Consider the following 21,755-nt stretch of genomic DNA (forward strand, 5'->3'; position numbering starts at 1 on the left):
ATCAATTAATTGAAATAAAATATAATTAATGAAAATACAGCAAAAAGTTAAATCAAGCGAAAATTGGGATACAACGAATACCACAGACGGGTTTCAGGCAGAATTGTGCCAAATAGTTTTGGTTTTTGGAGGAAAAACAAATATTAATGTAGACTTAATAAATGAATTAAAAAACGAATACCCAATTGCTCAAATAATATCAGCATCCACATCAGGAGAGATTTCAAACTATGATTTTTTCGATGAGCAACTTTCAATTACTGCTATTCAGCTTGAAAATACACTTATTGATAGTAAAGTTGTCAATATAAAAGACTTTGAAAATAGCTTTGAGTTAGGACTGAGCTTATTTGCTCAAATCCCCAAAAATGGCCTAAAGTATATTCTCATAATTTCAGATGGCGGGCTTATAAACGGCACTGAATTGTTAGATGGTATAAATAAAGAAAATAGTAATCAAATACTCATTACGGGTGGCTTAGCTGGAGATGGGGCAAGGTTTGAATCAACTTTGGTAGGACTTAATAATAACCTCGAAACTGGAAATGTTGTTGGCGTAGGATTCTATGGAGATAGTATTCAAGTGGGCCATGGTTCATTAGGAGGATGGGACGAATTTGGCCCGGAACGGATTATTACAAAGTCTGAAAAAAATGTTCTATTTGAATTAGACAATAAAAATGCACTGGAACTTTATAAACAATATCTTGGAGCTTATGCAGAAGAACTGCCTGGTTCGGCATTATTGTTTCCTTTATCTTTAACCAGTGATGAATATGATTCAAAAAATGTCAGAACTATTTTGTCAATAGACGAAGAAAAACAATCTATGACTTTCGCAGGAAATTTGCCCATAGGTAGCAAGGTTAGATTAATGAAAGCTAATTTTGACAAAATTATAAGTGCCTCAGGCATGGCCGCAGAACAAGCAGCATCTTTAAATCTTAAAAACCCTGATCTTGCATTACTAATAAGCTGTGTTGGAAGAAAACTTATATTAAATGAAAGAGTGGAGGAAGAGATAGAAATTGCAAAAAATATTTTTGGAGAAAACACAGCTGTTGCTGGCTTCTATTCTTATGGGGAAATTTCACCCTTAGTGAAATCTCAAAAATGCGAACTTCAAAACCAAACAATGACCATAACCACTTTAAAAGAAATATAAGATGGAAATACACCCGTTATTGTCAAAACAAATCTCGAAGTATCTTGGAGATGATGCTTTAGACAATCCTCAGTTTCAAAAAATAATAAAAATTGTATCTGCCTCTTATGAATCATATGAAAGAGATAAAAAAATAACGGAACATGCTTTCGAAATAAGTGAGCAAGAATATCAAGATGTATTATTAGATCTAAAAAAAGAGAATGACTTAAAAAAAGAATCTATAGAAAAAGTAAAACAAACGTTAATTGTACTTGATGAAAATAACGCTTCAACTATTAAAGATTCTGACGATCTTTTTGAGATCATTGATCTTTTAAATAATCAAATAAGCGTAAAAAACGAGCTTGAACAAACTTTATTGAATGCAAAAGAAAACGCTGAAAAAGCCGCTAAAGCCAAGTCAGACTTCCTATCCGTTATGAGCCATGAGATACGTACGCCATTAAACGCCATAATCGGAAATATTCATATTTTAAAACAAGAACATCATTTACCTCACCAAGAGGAATTTATTAATACGCTTCAAATTTCAGCTCAGAACCTTATTAATTTGATAAACGACATTCTTGATTTTAGTAAAATAGAAGATGGAAAAATTAAGCTAGATAAAAAACCATTTTCATTAAAAACCTTATTAAAAGACATTAGTTCAACGAATAAATTCAGAGCTGACGAACACCAAAATAAAATTAATGTAAATTTTGACCCTAATGTTCCAGATATGGTTTTAGGAGATTCTTTAAGGTTAGGTCAATTGCTTAACAATCTAGTCTCAAACGCTATAAAATTCACGACAAATGGAGAAATAAATGTAAATATTTCGGCAGTATCACAAAATTCAGATAACTCATTTATAAAGTTTTCTGTTGAAGATACGGGTATCGGAATTGAAAAAGAAAACATTGAAAAAATATTCGAAAGATTCACCCAGGCGAATTCAAATATAACACGAGTTCATGGCGGTTCTGGCTTAGGTTTGACAATAATTAAAAAATTATTACAACTAATGAATAGCGAAATTTATGTTGAGAGTACTTTCAATAAAGGTTCCAAATTTTATTTTACCTTGTTATTTGATGTGGATAAAACTATTCAAATTGAAACCCCTAATAACGAACAAGAGGTACACGCTACACTAGAAGGGGTAAAAGTTTTATTAGTTGAAGATGTCAAGTTTAATGTGATAGTAGCAAAAAAGATGATGGAAAATTGGAAAATCATCATAGATCTAGCAGAAAACGGACAAGTGGCAGTAGAAAAAATTAAAAACAACAAATACGATGTGGTTTTAATGGATCTCCAAATGCCTATAATGGATGGGATTACAGCGACCAAACATATAAGAGCAATAGGAAACAATACGCCTATTATTGCTCTAACTGCTTCTGTTTCAAATGACACCCAGACAGAAGTTTTTGCAAGCGGAATGAACGATTACTTAACTAAGCCTTTTAACCCAAAAGATTTATTTGATGCCATAAAAAGAGCTATTTAATTTACTTCCTCTAAAATAGACTCTCCTTCTGAGCAATCACCCGAAGTCCACTGCCATTTTTCGTGCAGTCTGATTTTGCCATTTGGCAATATCTCTGGCATAGATTTACAAATACCCGTCATTATTTCACCTTCGATATTGATATGATGATACCGCATGTCAATATTCCCAAGCTCATCAACAATGCCTATCAAATGCCCAGCAATAATTTTTCCTCCTGAGTATTCAGAAGTAAGGGTATTTCTATTTTGAAAATATTCAAAAATGGTTTCAGATGAAGTATCACCGTTTTCGGTGTTTGTAACTGGTTTAAATTTTTTCTGGTTGTAATCAATCATGCTAGTATTATTTCTGCCAATTTAAATTCGTTTTTCTGTAGATTTAAATGTAGGTATTTTTCCAAATATTCCTTTATTATTCCAAGTTAAGGGAAAATGTTGGGGACTGGAGTATTTTTTTCAAAGTTTAAATTTGAGTTTGCATAATTGGTTCATTTTTTAGCTATCCATAATTTTCTTTTAAGTTAGATTTGTTTTTTTGTTTCCTTCACTTATCATTGAAATACACTAAGCCAAGGGAGTGTAAAGATTATAAATTGTATTATTAGCTCTAGAGTACTAAGGTTCAGAATTAGCATTGTTTTGGGTTAAAGACAATGTTAAATAAAGGAGGAATAGTGTTTTTTTTGAATTCAATCTGCTATTAATTATTCCAATAGATGATTACTATGCATTTTTTTGTCGCCGTTAAATAAGTATTATATAGATTTCTAAAATGTTATTCAATGGTATTGGTATGAATATAAAATTCTAAAATTCAATATATTATATATTATTTTTCTAATTGATTTATGTCAATTTTGATTATTTCTAAATATTATTTTTTGGAATAAATGCTTTAGTTTTGCAATTGATTTAAATCAATTCACGTATATTTAAATACGAGAAATTTAAAACCAAAAAGTAAATGAAAAGTTCGATTGCAAAAGTATTATTCGAAAAGTTGACATTTTTAAATAATGTTATATTTCCGTTTCATTTTTCTTTTGCTATTCCTGCTAAAACTTCAAAACATGTATTTTTTCTTTCCTAATAATATTTTAAAATGAAAAACATTAAATCTTTAATCCTTATCGCTTTTATTATGATACCTATCTCTGGTATTTCGAAACCCATCTTTAAAAAATGTCATAAAAATAAAACTGTAAAAACTTCTCGTAGAAATATGATGGATATCGAATTTGGAACTTTTAGATATGAAAGTCCTGTGGTAGCGAAGAAAAGTGTTTTTATTGGTTAAAACGTTGATATTGTACATTTTTAGTTTAAAACATTCTTAATTTTGGCTTAACATTTAGATAATATTCAACTTCTATTTTTGTAAAAAAAAGCAAAAATGGATTTTTTAAAAATTAAAGATCTTCTAAATTTTATACGTAGTTGGGGATTTTTGTTGGGCTTTTTGTTTTTATTGATTTACTATTATTCACAAACTTTTCCGCAATAATTGGTGCTCTAATCCGAAAAGCATAAATTTGGTTTACTAACCAAAAATGTCTTTGAAAAAACTTCCGATTTATCTTGATCATGCGGCCACTACGCCTGTTTCTCCTGAGGTTTTGGAGGCTATGCTCCCATATTTTACCGAAAATTATGGAAATCCTTCTAGTCGACATCATGCTTACGGTTGGTTTGCTGAGGAGGCTTTTGATACTGCAGTTGAGCAGATTTCTAAGGCTTTTAAATGCAAAAAAAATGAAGTCGTATTTACGAGTGGGGCTACTGAATCTATAAATCTAGCCTTAAAAGGTTTTTTTGAATATCAGCCTGAAACAAGATTTATTAGTTACAACACGGAGCATAAGGCCACACTCGAAGTTGCTGAAACTCTCAAAAGCAAAGGTAGTCAAGTAACTATTTTAGGTGTAAAACCAAATGGAGATTTGGATTTGGAAGTTTTGGAAAATGAACTAAAAAAAGGCTTTAGTTTACTTTCATTAATGTATGCAAATAACGAAACGGGGCTCATTCATCCTATGGCCGAAATTATTAAACTCAAAGAAAAGTACGATTTTTTGTTACATATTGATGTCACGCAAGCTGTTGGAAAACTAGACATAGATTTTCGAGGGATAGATATGCTCAGTTATTCAGCTCATAAAATATACGGTCCAAAAGGCGTTGGGGGTTTGTTAGTGAAGGAAGGCTTAAAACTCTCGCCGCAGATAGTAGGAGGGGGCCAACAAAGGAGTCTACGGAGTGGTACATTGAATATCCCAGGAATCGTTGGTATTGGACTTGCCACTAAATTGGCCCAGCAAAATATCGAAAAATATAATCACCATTGCGGCAGTGTTAAATCAAAATTTGAAAGTGTAATAAAAGAGATATTTCCCGAATCTATTATAAATGCTGCTGATTCTTCTCGGGTTTCGAATATCTCGAATGTTTGTTTTACTGGATACGATGGAGAAGATTTGATGCTTAAGTTGCATAATATTGCTGTTTCTAACGGTTCGGCGTGTAACTCTGCTACTACTTTTCCTTCTCATGTGTTGACAGCAATGGGACTAAGTTCATCAGATGCTTTTGCGAGTTTACGGTTTAGTTTTGGTTGGGGAAATACTATGGAGCAACTAGATGAAGTTTTGGATTGGATGAAGGAGGTAATTGGGTAGTTTATATGTAATGACCTTTAATTGAATGAATTATTATTTCTTCAGATTTTACTTCATAAATGATTCTGTGTTCGTCATCAATTCGTCTTGACCAAAAGCCAGACAAAGTGTTTTTTAGTGGTTCGGGTTTTCCTATTCCTTCAAATGGCGTTCTTCTTATTTCTTGAATTAATCTTACAATTCTCTTCTGAATCTGCTTATTTTCTATTCCCCAATTATTAAATTCCTCAAATGATTCTCCCAGAAATTTAATACTTCTCATGACTTAGTCTTCATATATTTTTCATAATCTACTTTTTCTTCGTTTAAAATTTTGTTGGCAAAATCATCAAACTCTTCGGAAGAAAACTCATAATATGTTTTTGAATCATGGTTTTTTTTAATCAAATCATCAACACTCATTTCTTCTTTTACAGAAATTTCAATTTTTCTGTTTCCAAAAAAAGCTTTGATACTCTCGATTAATTTGTGGTCAATTTTATCTGCCTCTAGGTGATATATCAAAGTATTCATTCCAATTTTAGTTTTTTCAAAATTAGTCAAATCTTATTAAGATGCTATATTTTAATGCTTTGAATTTTTGAATTTCCTAAAAATCCTTACTTTTGTTTTATACAATACCTATGATATAATGAAAAAATTCTTCTTGCCTATTTTAGGCCTATTTATGCTTTTTAGCAAATCTTCGTTTTCCCAGAAAAAACCCGAAACTGACAAAAAATGGTGGAAAGAAGCCGTTGTCTATCAGATTTACCCAAGGAGTTTCAAAGACAGCAATGGCGACGGAATTGGTGACCTGAAAGGCATTATTTCAAAACTTGATTATCTCAAAAGTTTGGGCATCACGGCTGTTTGGATTAATCCGTTTTATAGCTCGCCGAATGATGATAACGGCTACGACATCAGCGATTACCGTGGTATAATGAAGGAGTTTGGTACTAAGGAAGATTTTGATGTTTTGTTGAAAGGTCTTCACGACAGAAACATCAAAATGGTGATGGATTTGGTAGTAAACCATAGCAGTGATGAGCACGATTGGTTTAAGCAGAGTCGCAGTTCTCGCACGAGTCCTTATCGCGATTATTACCACTGGTGGCCTGCCGAAAACGGAAAACCACCTTACAGATACAGCCTTTTTGACATCAATCATGATGCTTGGAAGTATGACTCAACTACAAATGCTTATTATCTGCATTATTTTTCTACCAAGCAACCCGACTTGAATTGGGAAAATCCAAAACTTCGCCAAGAGATATATGATGTGATGAAGTTTTGGGCAGAAAAAGGTATTGACGGTTTTAGATTAGATGCTTTTCAGTTTGCTTCAAAGGATACCACTTTCCCTGTTTGGCCAGATGGCTACGAGAAAGATTTTATAAAATACATAGCCATGGGTCCGCACTTGCACCAATATTTAAAAGAAATGAACGAGCAGGTTTTTAGCAAATACAATGTGATGAGTGTAGCTGAAGGTGCCGGTAACACTATGGAAGATGCTCATAATCTGGTGGATGCAGACAGAAAAGAGCTCAATATGGCTTATGCATTTGAAGGTGTGGACATTGCTAAACCTAATGGTTACTCACTTTTGCATTTTAAAAATGTTTTCACAAAATGGGACTCGGCGTTTGCCAATAATGGCTGGCTTTCGATATTTTTAGCCAATCACGACCAAGCTCGTATGGTTACCAGATTCGGAAATGATAGCCCTGCCTTTAGAGATGTTTCTTCAAAAATGTTGACTACGTTTATTATGACTATGCGTGGCACGCCGTATTATTACAATGGTGATGAATTGGCGATGACCAACATTAGATTTGATAATGTGGAAGACTATAAAGATATGCCACTTAAAAACGAATATGTTTATCTCCAAAAAACAGGGGGAGATTTGAAGAAATTTCTTGAAGAGCAAAAAATATCTAGCCGTGATAATGGAAGAACGCCTTTTCAATGGAATTCTTCTGTAAATGCGGGATTTTCTATGGGAGAACCATGGCTAAAAGTAAACCCGAATTTTGCTAATATTAATGCAGCTGCACAAGAAAAAGACGCCAATTCACCATTGAATTATTTTAGAAAAGTAGTGGCTTTTAGGAAGAACAATCCTGTTTTGGTTTATGGGAAATATACGCTTTTAGACAAAGCCAACCCTGATGTATATGCCTATACAAGAGAAATGGATGGCAAAAAACTATTGATTGTCTTGAATTTTTCTAAAAACGATGCAAGCACAAAACTTGATTTGAAATTGGGCAAGTTATTATTAAATAACTACCCTTCATCGACTTCGGTTAAGTCTGACAAAATAATTCTAAGACCTTATGAGGCAAGAATTTATGAAGTGAAGTGATTTTGAATGTGAAAAGAAATGCTAATCTTATTTGGTATTTCTTTTCATTTTAATAAACTTCTGATTTTCGGGTCTGAAAAACCCTAAATCTTGGTCTTGAAGTATTTTTTCAGTGTATAGTTGAATAATTTTGAATTCTAGATCATCGTTTCTTACGCCATCATATCGCCAAGTGATAAGTTTATCTAAGTCTTTTTCTTCCTGAAAAATAGCATAATAGCTTTCTCTCGAATCAGTTTTTCTATATTTCCAGCCTTCTATTATTTTGTCAAATTTTTGAAGACCTATCGCAAAACGCTATCTCAACTGCCTTTTTGAGCAATTCTCTGGCTTTCGCCCTTTCTGATTTTGAAAATTCCATTAGTGGTTGAAGGTTTAAAGGACTAAAATAATCATGAAATTTGTTTTTCTATATTTTCAAATTCTATTTTAACTGAATTGTTTGTTAAATTCGTTTCGATTGCATTTGGAATTGAATTAAATCCTTATTTTTGAATTCAACCTTGTCTTACTTTATGCAAAAAACTTTTTATACAATCTGCTTTTGTATTCTTGCTAGCTTAGTTTTCGGGCAGAATATGTATACCATCAGTGGAAAAGTAGAAGATGCCAAAACAGGAGAAGGCTTACCATTTGTAAATGTTTACTTCCAAGGATCAACTATTGGCACGCAAACTGATGACCAAGGCAAATTTATTATTCGTAAGATAAAAGGTGGAAAGTACCGACTAGTCGCTTCTATGGTGAGTTTCAAACCTGATGTGCAGGTTTTGACTGTGGACAAAAATATAGAGGAAATTAGTATAAAACTTGAGGAAGATATAAAGGCTCTAAAAGAGCTTAAAATTGTAGCCAAAAGGGATAAAGAGTGGGAGGCGAATTTCAAAGAATTCTCTAGGGAATTTTTGGGTAATAATTTTAAAAAGAAAGATGTCAAAATTGCCAACAAAGAAGTGGTGAATTTTGAAAGAAAAAATGAAATATTGAGTGCTTCTTCCTTTGAGCCAATCATTATTGAAAATAAGAAAATGGGGTATAAAGTTTTCTTTATTCTTGATTATTTTCAAAAAGATCAAAGAAAAATTGGCATAAATGGTATTCCTAGATTTGAGGTTATGACCCCCAAAGATAAAGTAGAAGAAGAGCTTTGGGAAAAGAACCGAAAAGCTGCCTATTTGGGATCTATAAAGCATTTCTTTAAATCTGTTTTGTATCGTCAAATAAAAGAGCAGGGTTTTTCAAGTGAATATCTTGAGACAGACCCAGAGTATAAAGTATTTAATGAAGAAGAGGCGTATGGAAAACATCCAAGTTTGAAATTTAATGATTCTACTTTGGTATATAAAACCAATGTTGAGAATATGTATTTGGTGAATTTTGCCCATAGAGTTTTTGTAAGATATTGGAATCGAAACAGATGGGTTGAGCGGTCTATTCTAAAACAAGAGGTTCCGATAGAAGTAGATGAACTTGGAAATTTGTTTGATCCTATGTCTGTTGAGATTTCAGGCGGTATGGCAGACCGTAGAATGGCCAATCTGCTGCCTTTTGACTATGAAATAGGCGATTTATTGGATTTTGATTTTGAAGAATTGACCTTACTCTTGCCCAAAGAAGTTGACGAAAAGTTTAGAAATCCTAGAGAGGAAATTGAAATAGAAAATCTTCAACCTTATTATTTGGCGGGAGAAAATTTAAATGTGGATTTAAATATTAAAGATATTCAAAGTGGATTTTCTGCCACTTTCAGTAAGATTTTATATGCTGATTTTATCGATTTAGGAAAGGGGGAAATTATTAATAATTTCAAACTAAAGGTTAATAATGCTCAGGCGAAGCTTGGATTTGAGCTACCAAAAAACTTGACAACTGGTAACTATCAGCTTAGAATGTATACCAACTGGATGAGAAATTTTTCGGAAGCTGGATTTCTTAAAGTAGATTTTACAGTTTTTGGTAAAAATTTCATGGAGGAAATGCCTGATAATATTAACATTGGGTTAGAGGATATAAAAGTTCATGTTGAAGCAAATACAGCCCTAGTGAATGGTTTGAAATCTAGAATTTTAATTGAAAGCCTTGATAATTTTGGCCGAAATATGCCTACTTCTTTTAAAATAGTATCTCCTAAAAACAATGAAGTTGTGGTCTCTGCAACAGATTCTTTAGGAATGTGTTTGGTTGAGTTTATTCCTACCGAAGATGGTGAATACAAGATTTTAGGAGGAAACAAATCGTTCAAAATGCCAGCAGTAGAAAAGAAAGGAATGGTACTAGCGGCGGATTATATAAGTTCTACTGAAAAATTGAGGATGCAGATTCAAAACAAGGGGTTGACGATAGACTCCGTGAATATTGCCATAGTAAAATCTGGACAAATAGTATATTATAATAAAATCATCAACAACTTAAATTCTTATGTTCTTAACCTTGATATTCCTTTTCAATCTTCTAACCTTTCAATTTTTTTATTAGACGAAGACTTTGAAGTTATTGCAGAAAAAACACAATTGGTGGATAGTATGAGTAAGGACTATTTTATTAAAAGCAATCTGACTTTTAAAGAGCCAATAAGTTATATGTTTGATTATGATAGAAAATATGAGTACGAAAAAGGACTTAAAGTTTCTGGAACTGTCTTAAAATCTAACGGAACTGTTTTCATAAAGCCTGTGGATATTAAGTTTATGGTGAGTGATGATGTATCTGATACCACAAATGTAAAACCGCAAATATTTGACATTAATACCTTGGATAAGTTTGAAATAGAAGGTTTAGATTTTTTCGGCAAAAAACAATTGACCTATATCTGCAATAAATGTGAAGTGAATTTAGACACAATTCCGAGCTTACCTCCAGTTTTCGCAGAACAAAGACCTATAAATTGGACCTTGCTAATGAACAAAGGTGAATGGGAAAGTTTACAAAAAAGGAAGGAAATGGTGGAGGATTTATTTAAAAATGAAAATTTAAGTGAAGCTGAGATTATCCATGAAAAACCTAAAAAAGAGAACAAAAACGATAAGAAAGTATTTATTATAGAAGGGTTTTATAAACCATAAATGCTTATTATAAAACCTTTCTCATTGTTCTAAATCCTACTTTAAATCTATTATAAAGGTCAAAAGGATTGATTTTTTCTTACCTTTGGTAAAATTTTAACCTATGATAAAAAATATCCATAAACCCATCTGGGCGATAATTCTTTCTTTTGTATTTTTTGTCTCCTCATGTATTGATCCAATAAAAGTTTCGGTTGACGCATCCAAGTCTTATTTAATAGTTGACGGAATTATTTCTGACCTAGACGAACAGCAAGTAATTTCAATTTTTAGAACCAACAAAGCAGCAAATTTTGCTAGTTCAGAATTTACCGCAACGATAGCTCCTAAAAGTGATGATATTTTTCCTGTAAAAGAGGCGACCGTTTGGGTTATGGAAAATGGGAGCAATAAAATAGATTTGTTTGAATATGAACCAGGTTATTATAAAACTCCTCCCGGGTTTGTTGGAAAAGTTGGATCAGAATATGCTCTGTTTTTTACTACAAAAGAAGGCGAAAAATATCATTCGACTGCTGAGAAAATAGTTCCTGTACCCGAAATTGCTACGTTGTTAAGTAAATTTAATGAGAAGGGAATAAAAGACAAAAGTTCAAATACTGGCAATATCTCCACCCATGATATTTACATTGATTTTATAGACCCAGCAGGTGAGAAGAATTTTTATAGATGGAAGTGGTTTTCTTACGAGATTCAAAATATCTGCGAAACTTGTAAACAAGGTAGGTATTATCGTTCGGGAACAAATTTAAGTCCAGTAGGAGAGTGTATAAAAGACCTTTCGCTTCCGAGCATCAACTACTTTGATTATTTCTGTGAATCTCTTTGTTGGGATATATTTTTAGGTTCAAAAATTGACATATTTTCGGATCTTTACACAGACGGCAAAACCCAATACGACAAGTTGGTTGCTCAAATTCCTTTGTACCAATCAAACCCATGTTTGGTTGTAGTTCAACAATATTCCATGAATCCCAATGCATACAGATACCTTAAGCTAATAGAAGACCAATCGGTAAATACGGGCACACTTGCAGACACCCCGCCAGCTCCTATCAAAGGTAATGTTAGAAATGTCAACAATGAATCAGAAATAGTTTTGGGGTATTTTGGGGTATCGGCTGTATCAGAAGTTAGGTACATGCTCAATCGAGCAGGTGATGGAAGTGCCATAAAAGACAATTTGTTTAAATACCAAAACAAAAGAGACCCTATTCCAGAATATGAGTCAGACGAAAGACCTATTATTCCAGTCGCTATTTGTAAACCAAGTGCTAGTAGAACAGCCATAGCACCTCGAAATTGGCAGTTTGGTAGATAATCCATTTTAAAAAACTATGATGAAATTTATATATTTATTCCTTTTTTTTGGTGTGATTTCTACTTCAGTATTTGCTCAAAACCTTGAGATTACTGGAGTTGTGGTTGATTCTATTTCCAGTGAGCCATTAAAAAATGCCACAGTCTCTCTAGACTTTAAGAGAAAGTCTTTATCCTTAAAAACCGACGATAAAGGTCGATTTAAGGTATTCCTAACCAAAGAGGATCACGCTATCTCTGTCCGTTATGTAGGCTATGTGCCGTTTTGGTTATATACTGATGCTAACTCGGTCTCGACTAATTATGTTATAAAAATGAGGCAAGTGGTTAATGAGCTGGAGCAAGTTGTGGTATCGACCAACCGGATAGATGAAAATGTCAAGAAACCATTGCTTGGGGTAAATCAAATCAATATTAAAACTTTAGAAAAAATACCTTCAGCTTTTGGTGAGGTAGATTTTTTAAGAGGCATACAAATGTTGCCTGGGGTGTCTAGTGTAGGAGAAGCCTCAAATGGTGTAAATATCAGAGGAGGCACAACAGACCAAAATTTGATTTTGATTGACGATACACCTATTTACAATCCAACGCATATGTTTGGTTTGTTTTCTGTGATTCCACCGGATGCTATCAGCAACCTCGACCTTTACAAAGGAAATGTTCCCGCCAGATATGGTGGTAGGGCGGCTTCTGTTTTGGATTTAACCTTAAAAAACCCTAACCTTTCGAGTATTAAAATAAAGGGTGGAATCAGCATAGTTTCCAATAAATTGATGGTAGAAGTACCTGTCATAAAGGATAGGGTAGGGATATATTTTGCAGGAAGGGGTGCCTTTACTGATTTTCTTTTACCTAGGCTAAGTCCGCAACTCGAAAACGTAAAGACCAATTTTTACGAAGGTGTATTAAAGGGTTTTTGGAGGGTAAACAATAAGAATACTTTAACCTTAATGAGGTATGGAAGCAATGACTTTTTTCAAACAGACTTGTTGTCAAATCTACCAAACGTAATAGGTTCTGCTACTTTTTTCGAGCATAAAACCACAAATTATAACGCCAAATGGGTTTATTTGATAAACAATAACTTAGATTTATCTACAAGTTTTACAAGGGCAAATTATGACCCAACTATTGGTACTATTGAAAATCTTACCAATTATAAGGTTAAGCTAAATTCAGGACTGGATCAAAGTATTTACAAATCTAGCCTTAACTATCAAAAAGATAAGCAAAAGGTCGAGATGGGTTTGAACTTCACACAAACAAAGATTAGACCTGGCACTTTAGATCCAGGAAAAGCCTCCGGCGTAAACTATATTGAAGTGCCGACAGAATACTCCAACGAATACGGTATTTTCATAGATGACGAATATGAATTTTCAAAAAAACTAGCTGTTACGGCCGGCTTGAGATATTCATTTTTTACAGCTTTAGGTGCCTCTGAAGTGAGAACTTATGATGCTGAACAGCCTAGAGATGAATTTTCGGTTACGGGTTCTACGTTTTACAACAAAGGTGAAATCATTAAAACTTATGGCGGGCTGGAGCCAAGGTTTGGCTTAAGGTATCTTTTAAATGAAACCGTTTCTTTGAAAATGGGCTATAATTTAATGCGTCAATATCTTCAAATAGTGTCAAATACTACAACGCCTATTCCTACATCAAGATGGAAAACTTCTGATGCAAATATAGCTCCTCAAGTAAGTCATTTGTTTACGCTAGGATCTTACAAGACTTTAGAAGGGAACGTATACGACATCAGTATTGAAGGATACTACAGAAGGTCAAACAATATCATTGATTACAAACCAGGGGCAGATTTTTTATTACAAAAATTCCCTGAAACGCAGTTGGTTCAAGGATTTAGCACATCTTATGGTGCAGAGATAATGTTTTCTAAAAAGAAAGGAAACCTTACTGGATGGACAAATTATACTTATGCCAGAACTTTTAATCAAGTCTATGCTAACACCAATGTATTGGATTTGGTAAACAATGGAAATAGTTACAGAGCAAATTACGACCGACCGCACACATTTAATACCTCAATTGATATCGCAGTAGATAAGCATAATTCATTTGCTTTCAATTTTGTATTGAGTTCAGGAAGGCCTTATAGCAAGCCAGTAGGTTTTGTGAATTACCAAAATAACTTTTATCCGTTTTATGATGAAAGAAACAATGCTAGAATACCAACCTATCATAGGTTAGATTTCTCTTGGAATATCACCAATCCAAGTATGAAAGACAGGAGATACAAAGGAAACTGGGCATTTTCTGTATACAATCTTTATGCTCACAAAAATGCATATTCTGTATATTTCAAAACAGAAAACGGCTCAATAAAAGCTTACAAACTGCAGATCTTTGGAGCACCAATTGTTTCGCTTGCTTATAATTTCAAGTTTGAATGATGACTTAAAGCCATCATTTTTGCATTATTGTTGGCTACCAAATAAATGATTTTTCCATTTATTTTAATAGGCTTTATTCGTCTGGTTTGAGCCTTTATTGGTGCTTGCCTTATCGGATTTTTTAATGTTTTTCCTTCAGAAATGTATTGGTAAACATTCCCTTGGTCAGCATCATAAAGACCCATTTGAATATTACATTCATAAAAATTACCCAACATCATAAACTCTGATTTTTTATAAGCCGAAATGTCAACCGCTGCAAAGTATGGAGTCCACTGAGTATTTCCTGACATAGCTTCCAGCTTAAATGTACCATCGCCATTATTTATCAAAACAGAGTTTTCAAAATAGTTGGCTTCAAAAACCTTTGCATCAGATATTTTAGTACTTCCAAACACATCCTTTAGACTCGCTTTGGCAAAGTCTTTTGAAAAGATATACTTCTTCCTCACAAATGGTAGCTGTTTCTCAATCTCTCTCTTATCAGCAAATATGGTTTCTTTGCCTTGCATATATAGCGTGATTATATGATCTAACCTTCCATTATCGTCTATATCGTTTACATACATTCTGATAGGTTCTTTTTCAGAAGCATGCAATCTGCTGTTTTCACCTAAGTTTCCGCATACAAAATCTATTTTACCATCTCCATTTACGTCCATTGGCATCGCAAAATTCCACCAGCCTTTTTTGTCTGTCAAATAAGTTTGTTTGTACTTTACCCCTTCATTTTTAAAAGATTTTATGCCATCCCACTCGTAAGCTATTACTAATTCTTCTTGTTTGTCGCCGTCGTAATCAACCCAAACTGCGTTTTTTACAAAACCTGATTTCTTTAATTCAGGTGCAATTTTTTCTGTTTGATCTGTAAAGTTTCCATTACCGTCATTAATTAGTAAATATGAGCTAGGAATTTCACCGTAAGCCCATGACACAGCTCTAGCACCCAAAAACAAATCTATTTTCTTATCGTTGTTTATATCTTTCGCCAATATTACAGACGATGTTAAAAACAAATCCTTAAAGGCATCTAGCTTACGAATAAACTGCCCTTTTGTATCATTTAAATAAAGTCGAGGTGCTAAATTGGGTGATTTTCCATAAAATTCATTTCCGCCTGAGGCTACAACTAGGTCATTAAAACCATCACCATTAATATCTGCAAAAACCGCATCTACATCCTCAAAAACACTATCGGCTTCTAATGCTTTTTGCGGTAGATTTACGAATTTCCCACTTGAGTTTTGAACAAATATTTTTGAGTTTTTCCACTTCGAACTTCCAACAAATATATCCTCTAAACCGTCATTGTTTATATCTCCAACTGTTAATGCCGGACCTTCGGTAGACATCATGTTTGGAATCAAAGCCTCACGATCAAACTCATTATATTCATTCTCGTCATGCTTTATATCTAAACCGATTTCAGCAGCAATGTCGACGAATTCGTTTGCTATTTTATGAAAAACTTGGTAGTCAAATTTCGGTAATCCAGTCTGATATTTTACTTTTAAAACGGTATTTAGGTTTACACCTTTTAGCTTTTCAAAAGTATTGTCTGGCCAAATAATCACAACTGAATCTATTTTTGAAACTTTGCCTAAGCCAAAAGTAAGCGGACTTTCTATAGAAGATTGGAAACCTCTAACCGGAAATTTTTCTTGAAAAAAAGTTGTGGTGTCAGCGTATACAATACACTTTGCACCTATTGCATTTTTATTTTTATCCGATCCTAATAAACTTATGCTTAGGTGATTGTTTTCTGGAGCGTATTCATTGCTGAGGTTTTCGTACAAAAAAGCTTTTTGATTGATGTTATTGGTTACAACATCTAAATCTCCGTCATTGTCTAAATCAACGTAAATAGATCCATTTGAAAATGAGCCCTCATTGCCACTAACGCTTTCTGATAAATCGTTAAACTTAACCTCTCCTGCGTTGGAATAGAACTTATTTGGAATTTTAATTTCGGGTAATAAATCAACCAAGGACTCATCTGACTCATCAAATTTTTTCTTCGATATTTTCTCTTGAATTTCATCGCTTGATACAAAATTTATGTAATCAAGGTCGTTCATTCTTTTGTTTATGCCATTAGAGATGAAAATATCTTTCTTACCGTCATTTTCAAAGTCAAATAAAAGTGTTGACCAAGACCAGTCAGTAGCATGTACTCCCGCATACATCCCTATTTCTGAGAAATATCCGTTTTTATTATTCAGTTGAAGGTTGTTTCTGGCAAACTGAATATTATAGCCTTGCGACAATTTGAATTTAAAATTATAAAATGCATCTTCTCCTTCTGAGCGTTTTAGTATTTCTGGATCATAAGGAAGCATGTCTAGTGTGAATATTTCCGGGAATAGGTCGTTGTTAAGGTCTGCCATATCCACGCCCATGCTAAACCTACTTGTGTGGTCAATCTTGTCAAGCATTTCATCCTTGAACGTGCCATTTTTTTGGTTGATATATAGATAATCATTTTCATGAAAATCATTTCCAATATAAAAATCTGGATAACCATCAAGGTTTACATCTGAAAGTGCAATGCCGAGCCCGTAGCCTATTGCTGAGCTATGGATGCCAATTGTTTTAGTTGTTTCAATGTATTTACCATCCTTATTCTCAAAATATCTATCACCTGCTAGTTCATGAAAAGTATTTAAAAAAACATCTCTTTTGCCATAGGTTCCGTTTTGGTGGACCGAATGATTCAATTGAAACATATCTAAATCACCATCTAAATCTGCATCAAAAAAAGCTGTTTGGGTGCTGAAACCAACCAAATCTAAACCATAAGAAGCAGAGCTTTCCTTATAATGTGGTATTCCTTTATCATCAATGTTTTCACAAATAAAAAGAAGGTTATGCCCACTTAGTTCTTCAAATTTTCCAACTCTATTAATATAAATATCCAGCAAACCATCCTGATTGATATCAACAACAGAAACTCCAGTTGACCAACCTTTCTCATTTTTGAAGTTAGCAGCCTCAGAAACGTCTTCAAACTTTAATTCTCCTTTGTTTATGTATATTTTATTCTGATTTTGATTGGAAGTAAAAATCAAATCTTGCTTGCCATCATTATTTAAATCCCCAGTAGCCACTCCGCCTCCGTTATAGAAATACATGTAGTTGAATATATTGAGATCACCGCTCGGAGCTAGGTCATTTGAAAAAGAAATTCCTGTTTCAGAGGCTTCTTTTACTCTGAATATCTCTTTTTTTTCCTTTTCTTTAGAACAAGCCAAAATGATAATACCAATCAATATAATTATTAAATTCTTCATTGAATCTGGTTTTTCAATTCAAAAAACTGTGGAACACTATTGTTTGATAATGAGATTAATAGTTTCTTATTTCCAACTGTTATAAACTTTAAATCTTTTACTTCTCCCGAAGTTGTAAACCCACTTTTAATGTTTTTTATGACCTCAAATTTTCCCTTTCCTTGGTTCATCATTGTTATTCCTCTGCAAGCATCTAACCGTGTAAACTGTGGAATGTATCCTGTGAAATTTCCGGCTAATAAAATATCGGGTTGTCCATCATGATTAATGTCTGTTATGTTTACCGCATTTATACAGCTTAGTTGAGCTTGGAATGGCAATACTGTAATTGTAAAATGCCCTTTTCCATTGTTTAATGCTATTATTGATTTAAGGGTATTAACTTCGCTCTTTTGAGCATTCATTATTTTTTTATTGTCAAAAAGGTCCTCAATGCTCTTTTTGGCATAATCTTCATGTTTTAAGCTTTTTGCTTTTAGTATCGGAAACTGTTCCATCATTTCTCTTTTTAAAAAAACAGGCACATCTTTTCCATTGACTCTTTTGGTTAAAATCTTGTCTATTTGATTGTTTTCGTCAAAGTCTGCCACCCAAAGTTTGAGTGGATTTCCTTCTGAAGCCTTTAGAGCAAAGTTTTCACCAATATTTCCCAAAACCAAGTCTAAGTCTCCGTCATTATCTAGATCGGCAGCCTTAATTTCACCCCAGAAACCTGATAAATTTTCAAGTCCTGAGTTAATGGTTTCAAATTTTTTGTTTTTGAATTCATAAACTTTAGGGCTCATCCAGTCGCCAACTATTACCAATTCCTTCTTTTTATCTCCATTAATATCTGCCCAAGCCACAGATCTTACCATTCCTAAATTGGCCAGTTCAGGGCAAACTTCTTTAGTTATATTTTTAAAATTACCCTTTCCGTCATTTTGTAAAATATACTGTTGCGGATTTAATCCATAAGCCATTGGTGTTGATCTATTTCCGATAAACAAATCAAGGTCTCCGTCTGAATCGAAATCAAAGGGGGCTATACATGATGTATTGAATCCGTTGTAGGGTAGTGCTTGATTATTGTATTTGAAATTTCCCTTGCCGTCATTTAGATAAAGTCTATTCAAATACATTCTTTCCGAGGATTCCGTATCGTTTCCACCAGTACCAACTACCAAGTCAAGGTCTCCATCTCCATCAGCATCGAAAAACTCCGCTGCGGTATCTTCAAAAAATGCAGCATTTTTTAGGTCTTCATTTTTTAAGTTTGTAAATCCACCATTTGTTTGAATATAAAGTTGGCCGGCCTGATTTTTTGCACCACATATAAATACATCTTGTTTACCATCACCATTTATGTCCCCGATTGCAGCTTTTGGCCCTTCTTTAGATAGTATAATAGGTATATTCTTTTCGTTATAAAAATCTTCGTAGTCATTTTCAGTATGTTTTTCAAATATTGAAAAGTTTACCTTTTCAAAAAGTTGAGTCTCTTTTATGTTTTTTATATCATTTTCAATTTTGACCCCTTCTGTAATATCATATTTCAGAAGTTTGTTAGTTTCAATATTTTTATAAATACTCTTAGTATTATTTGGCCAAAAAATCACTAAAGAATCTATTCTTGATTTTCCTATTCCGATAGTTTGAGCATATTCTGTACTTGATTGAAATCCTTTAGAGGGATGTATTTGTTTTGTTAAAATTCCATCATTTGTATATACCAATATTTTTGATCCAATAGCGAAAGTATTTTCACCTTGGCCTTTTAATTTTACTTTTACGTAATTGTTTTTTTCTGGTTGTTCATTGCTTTTGTTTTTGTAAACAAAACACTGCTGATTTACGTTATTAACCACTAAATCAAGATCGCCGTCATTATCTAAATCGCCATAAGCAGCTCCATTTGAAAATGAGGGTTCTGAAAAACCGAACTCTTTTGACATTTCCGAAAATTGTAAATTTCCATCATTGTGAAAGAAATTGTTTACAATTCTACGCGAAGGCATGTGTTTTATGATATTGTCAAATTTCTCTTTTTGGCCTGACATCACCATTTTCTGATTGATATCATTGGCAAAAAAATCAATGAAATCTTGGTCAATTACATCATGAAATATTCCATTACTTACATAAATATCATTTCTAGAATCATTGTCCGCATCAAACATTAATGCACCCCAACTCCAATCACTTGCTGCTACGCCACTGTAATTGGCGATTTCGCTATAGCTACCATCTCCATTGTTTAGTTGAAGGCTATTTTGCATATATTGGTTGTAAAAACCCTTTTCATATTTGAGTTTATATACGTAATGATTATCAAAGGAAGTCGTCGTTTTTAACCTTTCCTCTTCCTTGGGTAGCATATCTGTTACATATATTTCCTGGAGGCCATCATTATTAATATCTGCCATATCAGCACCCATTGAAGCCAAACTTGTATGATTGATACGTTTTTCAAGTTCTTCACTAAAAGTGCCGTTTTTTTGATTTATATATAGGTAGTCTTTTTCAAAAAAATCGTTTGAAATATAAATGTCAGGATAATTGTCATTGTTGACATCACCAACCGTAACACCCAACCCGAAGCCTATTAAACTTCCATAAATTCCAGCTTCTTTAGAAATGTCTTCAAAATGACCCCCATTATTTTTATAGAGTTTGTCACCTCCGCCTTTTAAGAAATCTTTAACTGGCCAATCTTCAGCCCTTAAATCTCTATTGTTATCATAATTAAGCGTGTTTACGGGTATAAAGCTATTGTTAAGGACATAACAATCTAAATCGCCGTCTAAATCAAAGTCAAAAAATGCAGCATGTGTGGAATAGCCTTTATCATCTAGGCCATATTCAACTGCTTTATCAGTAAAACTCAGATTTTTATTATTGATAAAAAGGGCATTTCCATCTTGTTTTTTCCATTTGTCTATACCAGCATTGCAAATATAAATATCTAACCAACCATCGTGGTTAATGTCGACCATTACCACACCAGTATTCCATTTTCCAGTTTGTTCTATGCCCGCTTTTTTGCTTATATCCTCAAAAGTTGGATTCCCCTCGGTGTCTAGCCCTTTGTTCAAAAAAAGTTTATTCGAACCCATATTGGATGTCAAAAGAACATCCGCAAGCCCATCGTTATTTATATCTCCAATGGCTACCCCTGCTCCATTATAAAAATTCCTGTAATTGAAAATATTGAAATTTTCAGAGTTTTTGACGGTATTTTCAAAATCTATCCCAGATACACTACTAGGTATTAACTCAAATATACCGTTGTTTGCGTTTTTCTGACAAGAAAAAAATAGACTAAACGCTGAAATACAAATACCTGACAATATCTTTTTCACTTATTCCTTTATTGAATTCTTATTTATACTTACTTCTGGTTTTTTCCAAACGATATTTCCGTCAATTGTCGAAAGTCCGCTATCTCCAAAAGGTTTTCTCAATTGTCCTTTTACTTTAATAATTATTGCACTTGAATCTAATTGAATGATTTCAAATCCACCATCCGTCAAAATATATCCTTCACCAGCATTTTTTGAAGCATCAGTTATTTTGCCTATAAGAAATGAGCCAGAAGTGCTTCCTTCTGGAAAACCATTTTTAAAAGTAAGTTTAAGCGGCATTTTTTCGATATTTAAATTACCTTCTAGACTTACAATAATATTTCCGAAAAACTGATTTTTAAGGCTAATTTTAACACCATTATCATTTGAGGCAAAACCACTTCCAGTAAAGGTCTCTTGGCCTTCATAAAAGTTTTTTTGATTAATGTTTATTGAAATTTTGGCCTGATTATCTTCAAGTTTTATCAGCTCTTCACTAAAGTTTTCATTAGTAATTTTAGAGCATGATATTGTAGTGGCAATCATCAAAATGCCAAATAAGTATTTCATCATAGGTTTTTATTAAAGTAATAACAAAAATACTATAATTATAAATCAAAAGCATCAAAATAAAAACAAAAAAGCCCAGCCTT

The 21,755-nt window shown here is 33.3% G+C and carries 14 protein-coding genes; 8 read left to right on the forward strand and 6 right to left on the reverse strand.

Annotation, left to right across the window (positions count from 1 at the left end):
- Positions 1–28: 28 nt before the first annotated feature.
- Both EGI22_RS01995 and EGI22_RS02000 read left to right on the forward strand, forming a co-directional pair.
- Entirely contained in the window at positions 29–1,165 is a 1,137-nt protein-coding gene (locus EGI22_RS01995; RefSeq protein ID WP_255065967.1) for an FIST signal transduction protein, read from the forward strand.
- Between the two features lies 1 nt (position 1,166).
- Complete coding sequence (locus tag EGI22_RS02000; RefSeq protein WP_255065968.1) at positions 1,167–2,663, forward strand: response regulator; 1,497 nt, start codon at positions 1,167–1,169, stop codon at positions 2,661–2,663.
- Here EGI22_RS02000 and EGI22_RS02005 read toward each other — a convergent pair.
- Positions 2,660–3,001: a n-acetylglutamate synthase gene (locus EGI22_RS02005; RefSeq protein ID WP_255065969.1), complete on the reverse strand. Its 342-nt coding sequence runs from the start codon at positions 2,999–3,001 to the stop codon at positions 2,660–2,662. The genes EGI22_RS02000 and EGI22_RS02005 overlap by 4 nt on opposite strands.
- Before the next feature lie 766 nt (positions 3,002–3,767).
- On the opposite strand from EGI22_RS02005, the gene EGI22_RS02010 reads away from it, so the two are divergent.
- Together EGI22_RS02010 and EGI22_RS02015 are read left to right on the forward strand one after the other, a co-directional pair.
- Positions 3,768–3,962, forward strand: a complete 195-nt coding sequence (locus EGI22_RS02010) for a hypothetical protein (RefSeq protein ID WP_255065970.1) — start codon at positions 3,768–3,770, stop codon at positions 3,960–3,962.
- Positions 3,963–4,215: 253 nt separating this feature from the next.
- Complete coding sequence (locus EGI22_RS02015) at positions 4,216–5,340, forward strand: cysteine desulfurase family protein (protein ID WP_255065971.1); 1,125 nt, start codon at positions 4,216–4,218, stop codon at positions 5,338–5,340.
- Between the two features lies 1 nt (position 5,341).
- Here the strand turns inward: EGI22_RS02015 and EGI22_RS02020 are convergent, their stop codons facing one another.
- Together EGI22_RS02020 and EGI22_RS02025 are read right to left on the reverse strand one after the other, a co-directional pair.
- The gene (locus EGI22_RS02020; protein ID WP_255065972.1) at positions 5,342–5,602 is read right to left on the reverse strand and encodes a Txe/YoeB family addiction module toxin; all 261 of its coding nucleotides are present in this window, start codon (positions 5,600–5,602) and stop codon (positions 5,342–5,344) included.
- Positions 5,599–5,853: a hypothetical protein gene (locus EGI22_RS02025; protein WP_255065973.1), complete on the reverse strand. Its 255-nt coding sequence runs from the start codon at positions 5,851–5,853 to the stop codon at positions 5,599–5,601. The genes EGI22_RS02020 and EGI22_RS02025 overlap by 4 nt, the downstream gene beginning before the upstream one ends.
- A 118-nt stretch (positions 5,854–5,971) precedes the next feature.
- Between EGI22_RS02025 and EGI22_RS02030 the strand changes: the two genes are divergently transcribed.
- The 4 genes from EGI22_RS02030 (at position 5,972) to EGI22_RS02045 (ending at position 14,489) form a co-directional block, all read left to right on the forward strand.
- A complete protein-coding gene (locus EGI22_RS02030) occupies positions 5,972–7,693 on the forward strand; it encodes an alpha-glucosidase (protein ID WP_255065975.1) in 1,722 nt (573 codons plus the stop codon).
- Positions 7,694–8,271: 578 nt separating this feature from the next.
- A complete protein-coding gene (locus EGI22_RS02035; protein ID WP_255065976.1) occupies positions 8,272–10,755 on the forward strand; it encodes a carboxypeptidase-like regulatory domain-containing protein in 2,484 nt (827 codons plus the stop codon).
- 103 nt (positions 10,756–10,858) lie between these two features.
- On the forward strand, positions 10,859–12,076 hold the full coding sequence (locus EGI22_RS02040) for a DUF4249 domain-containing protein (RefSeq protein WP_255065977.1): 1,218 nt from the start codon (positions 10,859–10,861) through the stop codon (positions 12,074–12,076).
- 16 nt (positions 12,077–12,092) lie between these two features.
- A complete protein-coding gene (locus tag EGI22_RS02045) occupies positions 12,093–14,489 on the forward strand; it encodes a TonB-dependent receptor (RefSeq protein WP_255065978.1) in 2,397 nt (798 codons plus the stop codon).
- Here the strand turns inward: EGI22_RS02045 and EGI22_RS02050 are convergent.
- From EGI22_RS02050 to EGI22_RS02060, 3 genes are read right to left on the reverse strand one after another with little or no spacing between them, the layout of a single operon-like run.
- Positions 14,468–17,779 carry a VCBS repeat-containing protein gene (locus EGI22_RS02050; RefSeq protein ID WP_255065979.1) on the reverse strand — a complete coding sequence of 1,104 codons (3,312 nt, stop codon included), beginning with the start codon at positions 17,777–17,779 and terminating at the stop codon, positions 14,468–14,470. The genes EGI22_RS02045 and EGI22_RS02050 overlap by 22 nt on opposite strands.
- Complete coding sequence (locus EGI22_RS02055; protein ID WP_255065980.1) at positions 17,776–21,120, reverse strand: VCBS repeat-containing protein; 3,345 nt, start codon at positions 21,118–21,120, stop codon at positions 17,776–17,778. Before EGI22_RS02055 ends, EGI22_RS02050 begins: the two co-directional genes overlap by 4 nt.
- Positions 21,121–21,675 carry a hypothetical protein gene (locus EGI22_RS02060; protein ID WP_255065981.1) on the reverse strand — a complete coding sequence of 185 codons (555 nt, stop codon included), beginning with the start codon at positions 21,673–21,675 and terminating at the stop codon, positions 21,121–21,123. It lies immediately after the preceding gene.
- Positions 21,676–21,755 lie beyond the last annotated feature (80 nt).

It is taken from the genome of Lacihabitans sp. LS3-19, assembly GCF_024343575.1.
GTDB lineage: Bacteria > Bacteroidota > Bacteroidia > Cytophagales > Spirosomataceae > Leadbetterella.

Excerpts from the sequence above, each read along its gene's own strand:
- EGI22_RS02010 (WP_255065970.1), top strand. The coding sequence starts at position 3,768 with ATGAAAAACATTAAATCTTTAATCCTTATCGCTTTTATTATGATACCT.
- EGI22_RS02015 (WP_255065971.1), top strand. The coding sequence starts at position 4,216 with ATGTCTTTGAAAAAACTTCCGATTTATCTTGATCATGCGGCCACTACG.
- EGI22_RS02040 (WP_255065977.1), top strand. The coding sequence starts at position 10,859 with ATGATAAAAAATATCCATAAACCCATCTGGGCGATAATTCTTTCTTTT.
- EGI22_RS02025 (WP_255065973.1), bottom strand. The coding sequence starts at position 5,853 with ATGAATACTTTGATATATCACCTAGAGGCAGATAAAATTGACCACAAA.
- EGI22_RS02030 (WP_255065975.1), top strand. The coding sequence starts at position 5,972 with ATGAAAAAATTCTTCTTGCCTATTTTAGGCCTATTTATGCTTTTTAGC.
- EGI22_RS02050 (WP_255065979.1), bottom strand. The coding sequence starts at position 17,779 with ATGAAGAATTTAATAATTATATTGATTGGTATTATCATTTTGGCTTGT.
- EGI22_RS02020 (WP_255065972.1), bottom strand. The coding sequence starts at position 5,602 with ATGAGAAGTATTAAATTTCTGGGAGAATCATTTGAGGAATTTAATAAT.
- EGI22_RS01995 (WP_255065967.1), top strand. The coding sequence starts at position 29 with ATGAAAATACAGCAAAAAGTTAAATCAAGCGAAAATTGGGATACAACG.
- EGI22_RS02035 (WP_255065976.1), top strand. The coding sequence starts at position 8,272 with ATGTATACCATCAGTGGAAAAGTAGAAGATGCCAAAACAGGAGAAGGC.
- EGI22_RS02060 (WP_255065981.1), bottom strand. The coding sequence starts at position 21,675 with ATGATGAAATACTTATTTGGCATTTTGATGATTGCCACTACAATATCA.
- EGI22_RS02005 (WP_255065969.1), bottom strand. The coding sequence starts at position 3,001 with ATGATTGATTACAACCAGAAAAAATTTAAACCAGTTACAAACACCGAA.
- EGI22_RS02000 (WP_255065968.1), top strand. The coding sequence starts at position 1,167 with ATGGAAATACACCCGTTATTGTCAAAACAAATCTCGAAGTATCTTGGA.
- EGI22_RS02045 (WP_255065978.1), top strand. The coding sequence starts at position 12,093 with ATGATGAAATTTATATATTTATTCCTTTTTTTTGGTGTGATTTCTACT.